Source organism: Streptomyces stoeckheimensis (assembly GCF_045822005.1).
Lineage (GTDB): Bacteria > Actinomycetota > Actinomycetes > Streptomycetales > Streptomycetaceae > Streptomyces > Streptomyces stoeckheimensis.
The window spans coordinates 7,770,697-7,783,680 of the sequence record NZ_CP169550.1; the positions used below are offsets into that span (position 1 = coordinate 7,770,697).

The 12,984-nt window shown below is 72.5% G+C and carries 13 protein-coding genes; 8 read left to right on the forward strand and 5 right to left on the reverse strand.

Going from position 1 to position 12,984, the window contains the following annotated elements; translation table 11 throughout:
• Positions 1 to 53: 53 nt before the first annotated feature.
• Both ACE1OC_RS35300 and ACE1OC_RS35305 read right to left on the reverse strand, forming a co-directional pair.
• A complete protein-coding gene (locus tag ACE1OC_RS35300) occupies positions 54 to 992 on the reverse strand; it encodes a M56 family metallopeptidase (RefSeq protein WP_407840402.1) in 939 nt (312 codons plus the stop codon).
• A gap of 85 nt (positions 993 to 1,077) precedes the next feature.
• Positions 1,078 to 1,638, reverse strand: a complete 561-nt coding sequence (locus tag ACE1OC_RS35305; protein WP_407840403.1) for a DUF5134 domain-containing protein — start codon at positions 1,636 to 1,638, stop codon at positions 1,078 to 1,080.
• A 134-nt stretch (positions 1,639 to 1,772) separates the two neighbouring features.
• Between ACE1OC_RS35305 and ACE1OC_RS35310 the strand changes: the two genes are divergently transcribed.
• Entirely contained in the window at positions 1,773 to 2,315 is a 543-nt protein-coding gene (locus ACE1OC_RS35310) for a GNAT family N-acetyltransferase (RefSeq protein WP_407840404.1), read from the forward strand.
• 69 nt (positions 2,316 to 2,384) lie between these two features.
• Here ACE1OC_RS35310 and ACE1OC_RS35315 read toward each other — a convergent pair whose 3' ends face one another.
• On the reverse strand, positions 2,385 to 3,077 hold the full coding sequence (locus tag ACE1OC_RS35315; RefSeq protein WP_407840405.1) for a glycerophosphodiester phosphodiesterase: 693 nt from the start codon (positions 3,075 to 3,077) through the stop codon (positions 2,385 to 2,387).
• Positions 3,078 to 3,269: 192 nt separating this feature from the next.
• Positions 3,270 to 3,845, reverse strand: coding sequence for a PadR family transcriptional regulator (locus ACE1OC_RS35320; RefSeq protein WP_407840406.1), 576 nt, complete (start codon positions 3,843 to 3,845; stop codon positions 3,270 to 3,272).
• Between the two features lie 96 nt (positions 3,846 to 3,941).
• Here ACE1OC_RS35320 and ACE1OC_RS35325 point away from each other — a divergent pair, with 96 nt between their 5' ends.
• From ACE1OC_RS35325 to ACE1OC_RS35350, 6 genes are all read left to right on the forward strand, one after another.
• Entirely contained in the window at positions 3,942 to 5,069 is a 1,128-nt protein-coding gene (locus tag ACE1OC_RS35325) for an LLM class flavin-dependent oxidoreductase (RefSeq protein WP_407840407.1), read from the forward strand.
• 11 nt (positions 5,070 to 5,080) lie between these two features.
• On the forward strand, positions 5,081 to 6,175 hold the full coding sequence (locus ACE1OC_RS35330; protein WP_407840408.1) for an alpha/beta hydrolase: 1,095 nt from the start codon (positions 5,081 to 5,083) through the stop codon (positions 6,173 to 6,175).
• An 81-nt stretch (positions 6,176 to 6,256) separates the two neighbouring features.
• On the forward strand, positions 6,257 to 7,672 hold the full coding sequence (locus tag ACE1OC_RS35335) for a DUF6421 family protein (protein ID WP_407840409.1): 1,416 nt from the start codon (positions 6,257 to 6,259) through the stop codon (positions 7,670 to 7,672).
• A 26-nt stretch (positions 7,673 to 7,698) separates the two neighbouring features.
• Positions 7,699 to 8,460 carry an SDR family NAD(P)-dependent oxidoreductase gene (locus tag ACE1OC_RS35340; RefSeq protein ID WP_250738887.1) on the forward strand — a complete coding sequence of 254 codons (762 nt, stop codon included), beginning with the start codon at positions 7,699 to 7,701 and terminating at the stop codon, positions 8,458 to 8,460.
• Positions 8,457 to 9,560, forward strand: a complete 1,104-nt coding sequence (locus ACE1OC_RS35345) for a threonine aldolase family protein (RefSeq protein ID WP_407840410.1) — start codon at positions 8,457 to 8,459, stop codon at positions 9,558 to 9,560. The genes ACE1OC_RS35340 and ACE1OC_RS35345 overlap by 4 nt, the downstream gene beginning before the upstream one ends.
• 51 nt (positions 9,561 to 9,611) lie before the next feature.
• Entirely contained in the window at positions 9,612 to 10,211 is a 600-nt protein-coding gene (locus ACE1OC_RS35350; protein ID WP_407840411.1) for a transglutaminase-like domain-containing protein, read from the forward strand.
• Here ACE1OC_RS35350 and ACE1OC_RS35355 read toward each other — a convergent pair.
• On the reverse strand, positions 10,147 to 11,451 hold the full coding sequence (locus ACE1OC_RS35355; protein ID WP_407840412.1) for an MFS transporter: 1,305 nt from the start codon (positions 11,449 to 11,451) through the stop codon (positions 10,147 to 10,149). The two genes, ACE1OC_RS35350 and ACE1OC_RS35355, sit on opposite strands and share 65 nt — an antisense overlap.
• A gap of 251 nt (positions 11,452 to 11,702) precedes the next feature.
• Here ACE1OC_RS35355 and ACE1OC_RS35360 point away from each other — a divergent pair, with 251 nt between their 5' ends.
• Positions 11,703 to 12,923: an alginate lyase family protein gene (locus ACE1OC_RS35360; RefSeq protein ID WP_407840413.1), complete on the forward strand. Its 1,221-nt coding sequence runs from the start codon at positions 11,703 to 11,705 to the stop codon at positions 12,921 to 12,923.
• Positions 12,924 to 12,984: the final 61 nt, after the last annotated feature.

Consider the following 12,984-nt stretch of genomic DNA (forward strand, 5'->3'; position numbering starts at 1 on the left):
CGATCCGATAGGGACGGCGAAAGGGACGGCGAGAGGGACGGAGAAAGAGAGGCCTAGCTCAGCGCGCTGAGCCCCGGCCCGAAGGCCACCAGCACCGGAACCGCCGGAGCCAGCAGCGCCAGGGCCGTCAGCCGCATCCGGCGCACCGCCGACAGGCGCGGCGCCGCCGCCAGCAGCCGCCGGACCCGTTCGGGGACGTGCGCATGCGGCGCGGGGGACGGGCCGAAGACCCCGCGGTCCTCGTTCAGGCCGATCAGGGCCAGGGCCGTGGTCAGGCGCCCGTACCGGCGCGAGGCCACGTCGTCGGCCGCCAGCTCCACCAGCCGGTGCATCTGCGCCTCGAACGCGGCGAAGACCGGGACCTGCGGGAACCCCCCGGACAGCGCCCGCGAGCAGTGCAGCAGCCAGTCGTGCCGGGCCGCCGCGTGCCCCTGCTCGTGGGCCAGTACGGCGTCCAGCTGACTCCCCTTGAGCCGGCCCAGCGCCGCCGTCGTGACCACCAGCTGCGGGACCGGACCCGGCAGCCACCAGCTGTCGGGCCGCCGCCCCTCCAGCACCACGAGCCGCGCCCCGGTGGCCTGCTCCCCGGGCAACAGCGGGGCCCGCAGCAGCAGTTCGGCGCCCTGTGCCCGCCGCCGGGCGCGAGCCCGCAGGATCTCCCGGGCGAGCATCGCTCCGGTCCACAGCCCGCCGCCCGCCAGCGCGACGGCGGTTCCCGCGGCCCAGAGCCCGCCCGCGGCGTCCAGCGCGTAGGCGTCGACCACGCCGTTCGGAGCCGGGGCGAACAGCCTGCCCCGTACGGCCTGCCAGGCGGCGGCCGCGCTCAGCAGCATCGACAGCGCGAAGCACAGCAGGACGGCGCCGACCACGCACTGCCACACCCACAGGGCCACGACGGGTTCGTGCTCGGGCCATTGGGCCCGGGCCAGCAGGCGGGGTGCGAGCACCGCGGTCAGGGCGCCGAGCAGCAGGAGAACGGCGGGGACCATCATGGGCCTCAGCCTAGGAGCGTGCGACTACCTGCGGGTATGGTCCGGGCCAAGGGTGACGCAGGACACGTTTGCCCCGCCGGCGTCCTCACATCGTGAGCAGCATCGCCAACATCCCCATTCCCATGGCCAGTCGGCAGGCCCGGATCACTTCCGCCGGTCCTGCGGGCGCTCCGGTGGCCCCCGCGGCGCCGACGGTGACCAGCCGGGCGCCGCCCAGCACCACGTACCCGGCGTAGTAGAGGAGCAGCAGGCCGGTGAGGAGCGGCAGCCCGGCGCCCTGCCCGTGGGCGTGGCCGGCGGACCCCGGTGAGGCGCCCGCGCCGGTACCGGCGGCCAGCGCCATGTAGACCATGGTCAGCGAGCCCACCAGATGGTGCGCGTGGTGCGGACCGCCGCGCAGCAGCCACATCGCGTGCAGCGCCGCCGCGCAGAAGACCGCGCCGAGCACGGGCGCCTGCCAGTCGCCGCCCAACCGCAGCGGCACCGCCATCAGGGCCATGCCGAACCCCATCGCCGCCTCCCCGGCCGCCGGTCCGCCGCCGGCTCTCCCCGCGCGCCGCAGACAGTACGCCCCGCTCACCGCACAGAGCAGGACGAGGAGCCAGGCGGAGACGGAGGTGGAGAGGGACGTGGCGGGACCGTGCACGGCGGAACCTCCCGGTTCGTCGGCTTCACCGGAAGAGATGCCCCCTTCACACGGCCATCACGCCGGGCGCGGTTAGGCTCTGTGGGACAACCGGAAGACGCACGTCCCAGACCTCGCGCAGAACGGAGCCCTCGATGCCGAGCGCCGCCCCCCACGCCTTGACCTACCGCAGTGCCGTGGAGGGGGACGTCCCGGCGATCGTGGCGCTCGTGGAATCGGCGTACCGGGGAGACTCGAGCCGCGGGGGCTGGACCACCGAGGCGGACTTCCTGGACGGTCAGCGGACCGACGCCGAGGACGTGGCGGCCCGGATCGCCGCGCAGCCCGCGGGCCTGCTCCTCGTGGCGGAGCGCGACGGCGAGATCGTCTCCTGCTGCCACCTCGAGCACCGCGGTGATCACGTCTACTTCGGCCTGTTCGCGGTCCGCCCCGGCCGGCAGGGCGACGGGCTGGGCAAGGCGGTCATGCTGGAGGCGGAGCGCCGCGCCCGCGAACAGTGGGCGGCCAAGGAGATGCGGATGACCGTGATCACCGTACGGGAGGAGCTCATCGCCTTCTACGTGCGCCGCGGTTACGAGCGCACCGGCGAGTTGAGCCCCTTCCCCTACGGGGACGAGCGGTTCGGCGTTCCGCTCCGCGACGACCTGGCTTTCGAACTGCTCGTCAAGACGCTGTAGTCGCGGCGGCGGCCGTGGCGGCGGACGGGGCGGTGTGCCGCCCGACCCGCCGTCCGCCGTGCGCGGTCCTCAGGCGGTGAAGCGGCCCGTGGAGCGGATCTCGGGGAAGTCGGTGAGCACGCCGTCGAGTTCGAGGGCCCGCGCCAGCCGCAGCCGCTCCAGCGTGTTGACCGTCCATCCCGTCACGCGCAGCCCGGCCTCGTGCGCCGCCTCCACGGTGTGCAGGGTGAGGTGGCCGATGTTGAGGGCCACCGTCTCCGCGCCCGCCAGGGCGGCCCGGGCGACGACCTCCCCGGCGTCGGCCGGGGTCTGGTTCGCGTAGAGCACGGTCCGTACGCCCGGCACCAGCCGGGCCGCCTCCACGAGCACCTCGTCGCGGAAGGACGCCACTTCCACCCGGCCGGTCAGATCGCGGCGCAGCAGCAGCTCCGCGAAGGTCCCGACGGCGGCGAGGTCGTGGACCTGGATCCGGAGCGGGGCGCGGACCGCGTCGACGACCTCGTCCAGGACCGGCACGTGCTCGCCCTCTCCGGCGTCCAGCTCGCGCAGTTCGGCCAGGGTCAGATCGGCCACGGCTCCCGAACCGTCGGTGGTCCGGTCCACCTCGGCGTCGTGCAGGACGACGAGGGCGCCGTCCTTGCTGAGCCGCACGTCCAGCGCGACGACGTCCATGCCGGAACGTTCCGCGCGGACGAACGAGCGCAAGGTGTTCTCCGGTTCGACACCCATGACCCCGCGGTGCCCGATGGTGAGGAAAGTCAAGGTTCTCATCCTTCCGTCGACGGCGGCTCCCCGCGCGGTCGCGGTGTCCCGACCGGCCGCGCGCGATGTGAGGCGCATGCTAGTGCGCCCCGCATGCGATGAAACCGCCTTTGCAGGGGCTCCGCAACGCCGTCCGGCCGCTTCCCGACGGGGTTGCCGGGGGCTGGGGAGCGCCCGGCGCGGCGTGCGTGGTCACCCGGTGGTGGGCGCGTCCCCACCGGCTTGACGTTCCTGCCCGTCCTGCCCGTCCAGCCCGTCCAGGTCCGCCAGCAGCGCCCGGGTCAGCTCCAGTTCGGCCAGGTGCTGTCGCTCGCTCCAGCGCAGGGCGAGGACCGGGAACGCCCAGTCCGGCTCGGTGGCCGCGTGCGCCATGGCCTCCCGTACGGAGGCCAACTCCTCGGTGGTGCGCTCCAGATGCTCCGTCACCATCCCGCGCAGCCGCTCCGGCTCGGCCAGGTGCCCGAGCCAGACCCGCAGCAGCAGACCGTGCTTGAGCACCGGGGGGCCCGCCTCGGAGGCGTCGGAGGCCCAGCCGGCCAGTGCCTCGCGCCCGGCGGGGGTGATGCCGTAGCGGCGCTTGGCCCGCGCCTCTTCGGGCCCCGAGCGCACGGAGGCCGCGTAGCCGAGCTCCTCCAGGCGGCGCAGTTCGGCGTAGATCTGGCTGATGGCCGGGGACCAGTAGAAGAAGCGCAGCGAGGAGTCCGCCCACTTCTTCAGCTCGTAGCGGTCCGCTCCCCGGGGAAGGACAGCAGGCCGAGTACCGCCCACGCGGTCGGTGGAAGCTCTTGCTTCTTCGGCTTCTGACTACTAGTCATATTCCGAATTGAAGTGAGACCGGGTACGGGACGCAACCCTGGAGGCACCGTGAAATTCTCCGTGATCTTCGAAGCTCAGCTCGCCGACCCGACCGTGGAACGGGAGCACCAGGTCATCCGGGACTGCGTCGAGCAGGCCGTGCTCGCCGAGCAGATGGGGTTCGACCGGATCTGGGCCGTGGAGCACCACTCCTTGAAGTGGTACGCCCATATGTCCGCTCCCGAGATCTTCCTGACCTGGGTGGCGGCCCGGACCAACACCATACGCATCGGGCACGGAGTCGTGTGCATGCCCTTCGCCTTCAACCACCCCGTCCGGGTCGCCGAGCGGGCCGCGATGCTCGACCTGCTGTCCGGCGGGCGGGTCGACCTCGGGGCCGGGCGGGGCGGCACCGTGCAGGAGACCTCGCTGTGCGGGGTGGACAAGGACCGCACCACGGCGGAGGTGGAGGAGGCGCTGCGGATCATCGGGAAGGCGTGGCAGGAGGAGGAGCTGGAGTACCACGGGGAGCTCATCGACATCGATCCGCACCCCATCCTGCCGCGGCCGAGCCAGTGGCCCCATCCGCCGCTGTTCCTCGCGTGCAGCCGGGCCGAGACCCTGGTGCAGGCCGCGGAACTGGGCGTGGGGGCGTTGGTGATGGGATTCGCCGGGCCCGAGTCCATCGCGGGGATGCGCTCGGTCTACGACGCCGCGATCGCCGGCCGGGACGGCGGCCGCTTCGTCTCGACGGCCGTCAACGACCACTTCTCGGTGCTCTGCCCGACGATCGTGCTCGACGACCCCGACGAGGCCCGCCGGATCGGGATCCGGGGGCAGCGGTTCTTCGCGCAGTCCATCGGCCACTGGTACGGCGGGGCGGGGGTGCCGGACGAGGCGGTGGTCGCGGGCGCCGACGAGCGGGCGGAGATGCGCAGGGCGGCCGAGCAGGTGGTGGCCCGGCTGCACGAGCAGGACATCCCGGTGCGGCCCACCGCCACGGCCACCTTCAACGCGGACCACGCCTACGGGAGCGCCGACGAGGCGATCGCGTACGTGGAGCGGCTGCGGGAGGCGGGGGCCGACGAGATCATGTGCTTGATCCAGATGGGCACCGTGCCGCAGGAGGCCTGCCTGGAGACCCTGCGGCAGTGGGGCGAGAAGGTCATCCCGCACTTCGCGAACCAGCGGGCGTAGGGGGCGCCGCCATGACGGATGTGACTGCTGGGGTTGTTGCGGCGGACGGGGCCGACGGGGCCGACGGGGCTGGCGGGGCTGACCGGGCTGGCGGGGCCGACGGGGCCGACCGGGCTGGCGGGGCCGACCGCCTCGATCCCGCCGCCCGGCCCTACGTCGACGCGCTGGCCTCCCTCTTCCCCGACCTCGGGGGGCGGGTCACCGACGCCGACGAGGCCCGCCGGATCCTCGCCGCCGTGCCCTCGACGGCCCGGCCGGCCGTCGTGGGCGCCGTGGAGGACCGGGAGGTCCCCGGGCCGGCCGGGGCGCCGCCGGTCCCCGTGCGCGTCTACTACCCCGAACCGGAGCGGTGGCCGGGCTCCCGGCCGACCGTGGTGTTCTGCCACGGCGGCGGCTGGGTCCTGGGCGACCTCGACAGCTACGACGCCACCGCGCGGGCGCTCTGCCGGGCCTCCGGCGCCGTCCTGGTCTCCGTGGACTACCGGCGGGCGCCCGAGGCCCGCTTCCCCGCCGCCGTCCACGACGCCTACGCCGCCCTGTGCTGGGCCGGCGCACACCTCGACGAGCTCGGCGGGGACCCGGGCGCCCTGGTCGTGGTGGGCGACAGCGCCGGCGGGAACCTCGCCGCCGCCTCCTGCCGGCTGGCGCGCGACCGCGGGGGCCCGGCCGTCGCGCTCCAGGTGCTGATCTACCCGTGCCTGGACGCCGCCCGGGACACCGGGTCCTATCGGAGCAACGCCGAGGGCTACTTCCTGACCGCGGCGCACCTGCGCTGGTTCTGGGAGCAGTACCTCGGCCCCGGCGGCGACGGCGGCGATCCGCTGGCCTCCCCGCTCGCCGGGGACCCGCGAGGGCTGCCGCCCGCGTACGTGGTGGTCGCCGGCTGCGATCCGCTGCGGGACGAGGGGGTGGCGTACCACCACCGGCTGCTCGGGGCCGGGGTCCGTTCGGCCCTTGACTCGCACCCCGGAATGTTCCACGGGTTCCTCGCGCTCGCCGGGGTGCTCCCCGAGGCCCGTCACGCCTTGGCGCGACTGGGCGGAGTCATCGACTCCGCGCATACGAACGGGAAGACTTTCGGTGAAATGGGGGGTGACGCAGGATAATTTCCCGGATCTCCTCTTGAGTGGGAGAGCCTCACCCGTTTACGCTGTGCCGACGTGAGGTTCTCCTGTGGAGGAAGTGACATGACGGAAACTCTTGTGCCGGGCATCGGCGGTGCCGTGACGACCGCTGGTGTACGGGTGGTCGACCACCCGGCGTGGCCCGAGCTCAAGGCCGCCGTGGAGGAGATCCGGCCCTGGCAGTCGGCCGACGGCTCGATCGACTTCGAGAGCGAGGGCTCGCACATCCGCGAAGCCGCCCCGGCCGCGGTCGAGCGCGTGATCGAGGGCATTGAGGCGCTGTCGCCGCTGCTCCCGCACGCAGCCGCTTACCACCGCGCCCTCGTCGGCGACCTGCGCAAGTGGGCCGACGGCGGCTTCGGCGTGCCCGACTTCCTCGACTCCCTGCTGGCCTTCGCCCCGGCCGCCGAGCGCGCCGACGGGCTCCAGCACCTCGTGGTCTTCCCGATGTACACGCAGAACGGCAACCCGGACCGCAACCTCGAAGCCGTCGTGCTGAAGATGGTGTGGCCCGAGTGGCTCTCCGAGCTGGAGCGCACCCGGTACGACAACCCGCTCTTCCTCGGCATCACCTTCGAGGACTTCACCCCGGGCTACGACACGCACTCCGCCGTGCTCTTCCCGGAGACCATCGCGGTGCGCGAGGCCCCCGAGCGCTTCACCTGGGGCGGGATCTTCTGCGACCGCGAGGCCGCCCGCTACCGCAAGGTCACCGAGGCCGCCGTGGACATCCTGGGCATCGAGCTGCCCGAGGACATCGCCCGGATGGTCGAGGACCAGGAGCGCTGCGAGAAGGCCTTCGTCCTGTGGGACATGGTCCACGACCGCACCCACAGCCACGGCGACCTGCCGTTCGACCCCTTCATGATCAAGCAGCGCCAGCCGTTCTGGATGTACGGCCTGGAGGAGCTGCGCTGCGACCTCACTGCCTTCAAGGAGGCCGTGAAGCTGGAGTCCGAGGGCAACGAGCACGGCCGCGACGTGCAGTACGCCGTCCTCTTCGACCGGATGTTCCGCTTCCCGGTGTCCGGCGACCGCACCCGGAACTACGACGGCCTCGGCGGCCAGCTCCTCTTCGCGTACCTCCACAAGCACGACGTCGTGCGCTGGACGGACAACAAGCTGAAGATCGACTGGATGCGCGCCCCGCAGGTCACCAACCAGCTGTGTGCCGAGATCGAGGACCTCTACCGGGCCGGCATCGACCGCCCGAAGCTCGTCCACTGGTTTAAGGCGTACGACCTGGTCGCCGAGTACCTCGCCCCCCACCCGGGGTCCAAGTGGGCCAAGGGCCCCGACGCCCTGGACCTGACGCAGCCGCCGCGCAAGCTCGTGGACGACGTGCTTCCGGACGAGTTTCCGCTGAGCATGTTCTATGAGGCCCTGGCCAAGAAGCTCAAGGGCGTGATCGCCTCGACCAAGGGCATCACGGCAGGGAACGCCGCGGACCGCGAGACCGCTGCGCGGGTAGCCGCGTGAGCGCTCGCCCACAGGAGGCTGCACAGATGAACGGCTCCGGTAACGGAAACGGGAAGCTCCACGGGGCGGTAGTGGCGGTGGCGGGGGCCGGCGGGCCCGCGGGCCGCGCCACCCTGCTCCGCCTCGCCGAGGCGGGAGCCGTGGTCGTCGCCTCCGACGCCGACGCGGCCCGCCTCGCGGAAGCGGTGGACGCCGCGCGCTACGCCCACGGCGGCGCCACCATCACCGGTGACACCGTCGACCTGCTCGACCTGGACGCCACCAAGGCCTGGGCCGACCAGACCGAGAAGGAGTTCGGCCGCATCGACGGCCTGGTCCACCTCGTCGGCGGCTGGCGCGGCAGCACCACCTTCACGGACACCGACCTCGCGGACTGGGCCTTCCTGGAGAAGCTCCTCATCCGCACGGTCCAGCACACTTCGCTCGCCTTCCACGACGGACTGCTGCGCAGCGACCGCGGCCGCTACGTCCTGGTCAGCCAGTCCGGTGCGCACAAGCCGGTCGCCAACAACGCCGCGTACAACGCGGGCAAGGCGGCGGCCGAGGCCTGGACGCTCGCGATGGCGGATTCCTTCCGCAAGGCGGGTGGCGAGGACGGTCCGGGCGCCGCGGCTGCGATCCTGGTGATCAAGGCATTGGTGCACGACGCGATGCGCGCCGAGCGTCCCACTGCGAAGTTCGCGGGCTTCACCGACGTCAAGGAGCTGGCCGAGGCCATCGCCGGCGTCTGGGAGCGGCCCGCCACCGATGTGAACGGACAGCGCCTGTGGCTCACCCCCCAACCGTGAAGACCGGTGTCGTGAAGACCGCGATACGCAAGTCCGCGGCGAAGACCGACGCCCGCCGGCACCACGACCCGGCGGTACGCGGTTTCGCGAGCGACAACTACGCCGGGGTGCACCCGGAGATCCTCGCGGCCATCGCGCTCGCCAACGGGGGCCACCAGGTCTCCTACGGCGACGACGAGTACACCGAGCACCTGCAGCAGGTCTTCCGCGGCCACTTCGGCCCGCACGCCGAGGCCTACCCGGTCTTCAACGGCACCGGCGCCAACGTGACCGCCCTGCAGGCACTCACCGACCGCTGGGGCGCGGTGATCTGCGCCGAGTCGGCGCACGTCAACGTCGACGAGGGCGGTGCGCCCGAGCGGATGGCGGGCCTCAAGCTGCTCACCGTCCCCACCCCGGACGGCAAGCTCACCCCCGAGCTCATCGACCGGCAGGCCTGGGGCTGGGAGGACGAGCACCGGGCGATGCCGCAGGTCGTCTCGATCACCCAGAACACCGAGCTCGGCACGGTCTACACCGTGGACGAGATCCGTGCCATCTGCGAGCACGCGCACGCCAAGGGGATGAAGGTCCACCTCGACGGCGCCCGGATCGCCAATGCCGCGGCCTCGCTCGACGTGCCGATGCGCAGCTTCACCAACGCGGTCGGCGTGGACGTGCTGTCCTACGGCGGCACCAAGAACGGGATGATGGCCGGCGAGGCCGTCGTCGTGCTGAACCCGGACTCCGTCCGGCAGATGAAGCACATCCGCAAGATGTCGATGCAGCTCGCCTCCAAGATGCGCTTCGTGTCGGTGCAGCTCGAAGCGCTCCTCGCGAAGGACCTGTGGCTGCGCAACGCCCGCCACGCCAACGCGATGGCGCAGCGGCTGGCGGCCGGGGTGCGCGAGACGGACGGGGTGGAGATCCTCTACCCGGTGCAGGCGAACGCCGTGTTCGCGCGGCTGCCGCACGAGGTCTCGCGGCGGCTGCAGGAGCGCTACCGCTTCTACTTCTGGGACGAGATCGCGGGCGACGTCCGGTGGATGTGCAGCTACGACACCCAGGAAGAGGACGTGGACGGCTTCCTCCAGGCATTGAAGGAAGAGCTCGCACGCTAGCGGCATAAATCTATAGGCATGCAGTCGGATGCATGAGTATGCTCCTGGATCATGGAACTGATCCAGGAGCATTCCGACGTTACCGCCTATCTGGCCGCCGATGACGTGGTCGACCACGATCATCCGCTGGTCGACGAGACCGCCGACGCCCTGTGGACGGCCACGGGCGACGCATATTCATACGCCAAGGCGGCCTTCGAGTTCGTCCGCGACACCATCCCGCACTCCGCCGACTCCGGGGACGACCGCGTCTCCTGGCGCGCCTCCGACGTCCTGGCGACGCGCAACGGCATCTGCTACGCCAAATCCCACGCGCTGACCGCGCTGCTGCGCAACCGGGGCATCCCGGCCGGCCTCTGCTACCAGCTCCTGGGCGACGACGACGGATCGAACCTCGTCCTCCACGGCCTCGTCGCGCTGCGCCTGCCCGGCAGCGAGGGCTGGTCCCGGGTGGACCCCCGGGGCAACAAGCCGGGCGTGGACGCGCAGTTCACCCTGGACCACGAACAACTCGCCTTCCCCGTCCGCCCGGAGCTCGGCGAGATCGACTACCCCGGGCTGTACGCGGCCGCGCACCCGGCCCCGCTCAAGGCGCTTCGGGAGTCCGTGGACCGGGCGCAGTTGTGGCGGAACCTGCCGACGGCGCTCTAGGGCCTGTCGTCAAACTCCCGTCTGCCGCGCGACGCCTGGCACGCGCTCTGGCTGCGACCCTGCCCGGGTCCGCCGCCCGGGCGGGGCCGTGCGCCGCCACGGCGGTGTGCAGCAGGGCCGCTGCCAGTTGCAGGGCGGCGATCGCGAGCACCAGGATCCAGGGCGGTGCGGCGGCGGCGAGCCCCACGAGCGCGGCGCCCGTCGACGCGGCCGTCACCTTCAGTCCGGCACCGAGGGTGAACACCTGGGTCCGGGCCTCCTCGGGTGCGAACTCCGAGCGGATGCGCAGGGTGGCCGTCAGCAGCGGGCCGTCGCACACCCCGGCGGCCGCGAACGCCACCGCCGTGAGGGTGACGGACGGGGTGAACGCGGCAGCCGTCAGCGCCACCCCGGTCGCCGCCATGGCCCAGCGGGCCAGCCGGCCCGGCGGCACGGACGTGATCCGGCCCAGGGTCAGGGAGCCGGTCAGGGCGCCCAGGGCGAAGGCGGTCATGAGCACCCCGCCGCCTCCCGGGCTGCCGAGCGTGGTGGCCAGGAGCACCGCGGTGGTGGTGAGTGCCCCGATGCCCACGAAGGCCAGGGTCGTGGCCGAGGTGACGGCCCGCAGCTCCCGGACCCGCCACAGGGCGGCCAGTCCGGAACCCAGCCCGGCCCGGGGTGCGCCCGGGGCGGGCCCCGGGCCGGGGTTCGCGTAGGGGAGCGTCGCCGCCAGGGCCGCGGCCAGTGCGCCGGAAGCCGCGAGGAGGACCATCGCCGGCCCGGCCGAGCCGAAGGCCGCGACCAGGCTGACGGCCGCCGGAGCGGTGACCGCGGCGCCGTTGTAGGTCGACGCGTCCCAGCCGTACGCCCGGTCCCGCGCGGGACCCGGCGGGACCAGCCCCGCCACCAGGCTCGACAGCCCGCCCGTCACCATCGGCCCGCAGGAGCCGCCGAGGACCGCCACCGCGAGCACCACCGGTGTCGGAGCCCGCCCGAGCAGGAACGCCATTGCCGCCACGGCCGTGGTGAATCCCGCCAGGGTGCCCACGTGGAAGAGGCGGGGCCGGCGCGACCTGGCCGCGGCGGCGCCCGCGAGGGGAGCCGCGAGCACGTGCGGAGCCAGCCAGGCGGTCAGGACGAACGCGCCGTGGGCGGCGCTCCCGGTCCGCTCCAGGGCGAGCAGCACGACGGCCATGCCCATGCCCTCGGAGGCGAAGCGCGCCGCCAGTGCGGCGGCCAAGTACCGCCCGAGCCCCGGCATTCCGGCCCCTTTCGCCAGGTGACGTGGCAGAGGGGTGCGAGGTTACGCCATACAGGTGTAGGGCGAAAGGATCGCGGTTTTCGGTCAATAGGAAACTTTCCTGTCTGACATCGTTGTCGGCTTGGCATGCGCATGAGTATCTTCGGCCGCAGGATCCCCCCACGGACCCCAACGGACCCGCACGGACCCCAACGGACCCCAACGGACCCCAACGGACCCCCCACCTCCGACCTCCGACCGGAAGGCGCTTCATGCGTTACGGAGTCCCCGCCGGGCTGCTCGCCGCGGCCCTCGGCCTGGTCGCGGCGCTGACCCTCGCCCCCACCTCTGCCGCCGTCACCCCCGACACTCCGAACACCCCTGCCGCACTCGCCGCCGCCCCCACGGCCTTCGCCCATCCCGGAGTCCTGAACAGCCGCGCCCAACTGGACTTCGTACGGGCCAAGGTGCAGGCCGGGCAGCAGCCGTGGAAAGCGGCCTTCGACGACATGCTCGCGAGCCGGTACGGGTCGCTGTCCCGGACGCCCAAGCCGCGCGAGATCGTCGAATGCGGCTCCTACTCCAACCCCAACCTCGGCTGCTCCGACGAGCGGGAGGACGCCATAGCCGCGTACACCGACGCGCTCGCCTGGTACATCACCCGCGACGCCCGGTACGCGAAGAAGTCGATCGAGCTGATGGACGCCTGGTCCGCGCGGATCAAGGACCACACCAACAGCAACGCCCCGCTGCAGAGCGGCTGGGCGGGCTCCACCTGGCCGCGCGCCGCCGAGATCGTCAAGCACACCTACACCGGCGGCTGGCCCAACCAGGGGCGCTTCGCCATGATGCTGCGCGACGTCTACCTGCCCGAGGTGATCGGCGGGAAGCCGAACAGCAACGGCAACTGGGAACTGATCATGATGGACGCCGCCGTCGGCATCTCGGTCCACCTCGACGACCGCGCGAGCTACGACAAGGCGCTGGCGATCTACCTCGGCCGGGTGCCCGCCTACTTCTACCTGGCCTCCGACGGGCCGCAGCCGAAGTACCCGCCGCGCTCCACCATCGACACGAGGAGCGAGCTGATCGACTACTGGCACGGCCAGAGCACCTTCGTGGACGGTCTGGCGCAGGAGACCTGCCGGGACTTCGGCCACACCGGCATGGGCATCGCGGCGGCCCTGCACGTGGCCGAGACCTCGCGCATCCAAGGGCGCGACCTGTACCCGGAGTTCAAGGACCGGTTCCGGCACGCGCTGGGCTTCCACGCCAAGTACGAACTCGGTGAGGCCGTGCCCTCCTGGCTGTGCGGCGGGAGCCTCACCAAGGGCTTGGGTCCGGCCACGGAGGTCGGCTACAACGCCCTGCACACCCGGCTCGGCGTCACGATGGAGAACACCCGCCGGCTCACCGAGGGCCGCCGCCCGGCCGGCACCGAGAACCACTTCGAGGCGTGGGAGACGCTGACCCACGCGGAGAACCCGAACTGACGCCCGCACCCCCGGCGCAGGACCGCGGCCCCGCCCGATGGGCGGGGCCGCGGTCTGCCGC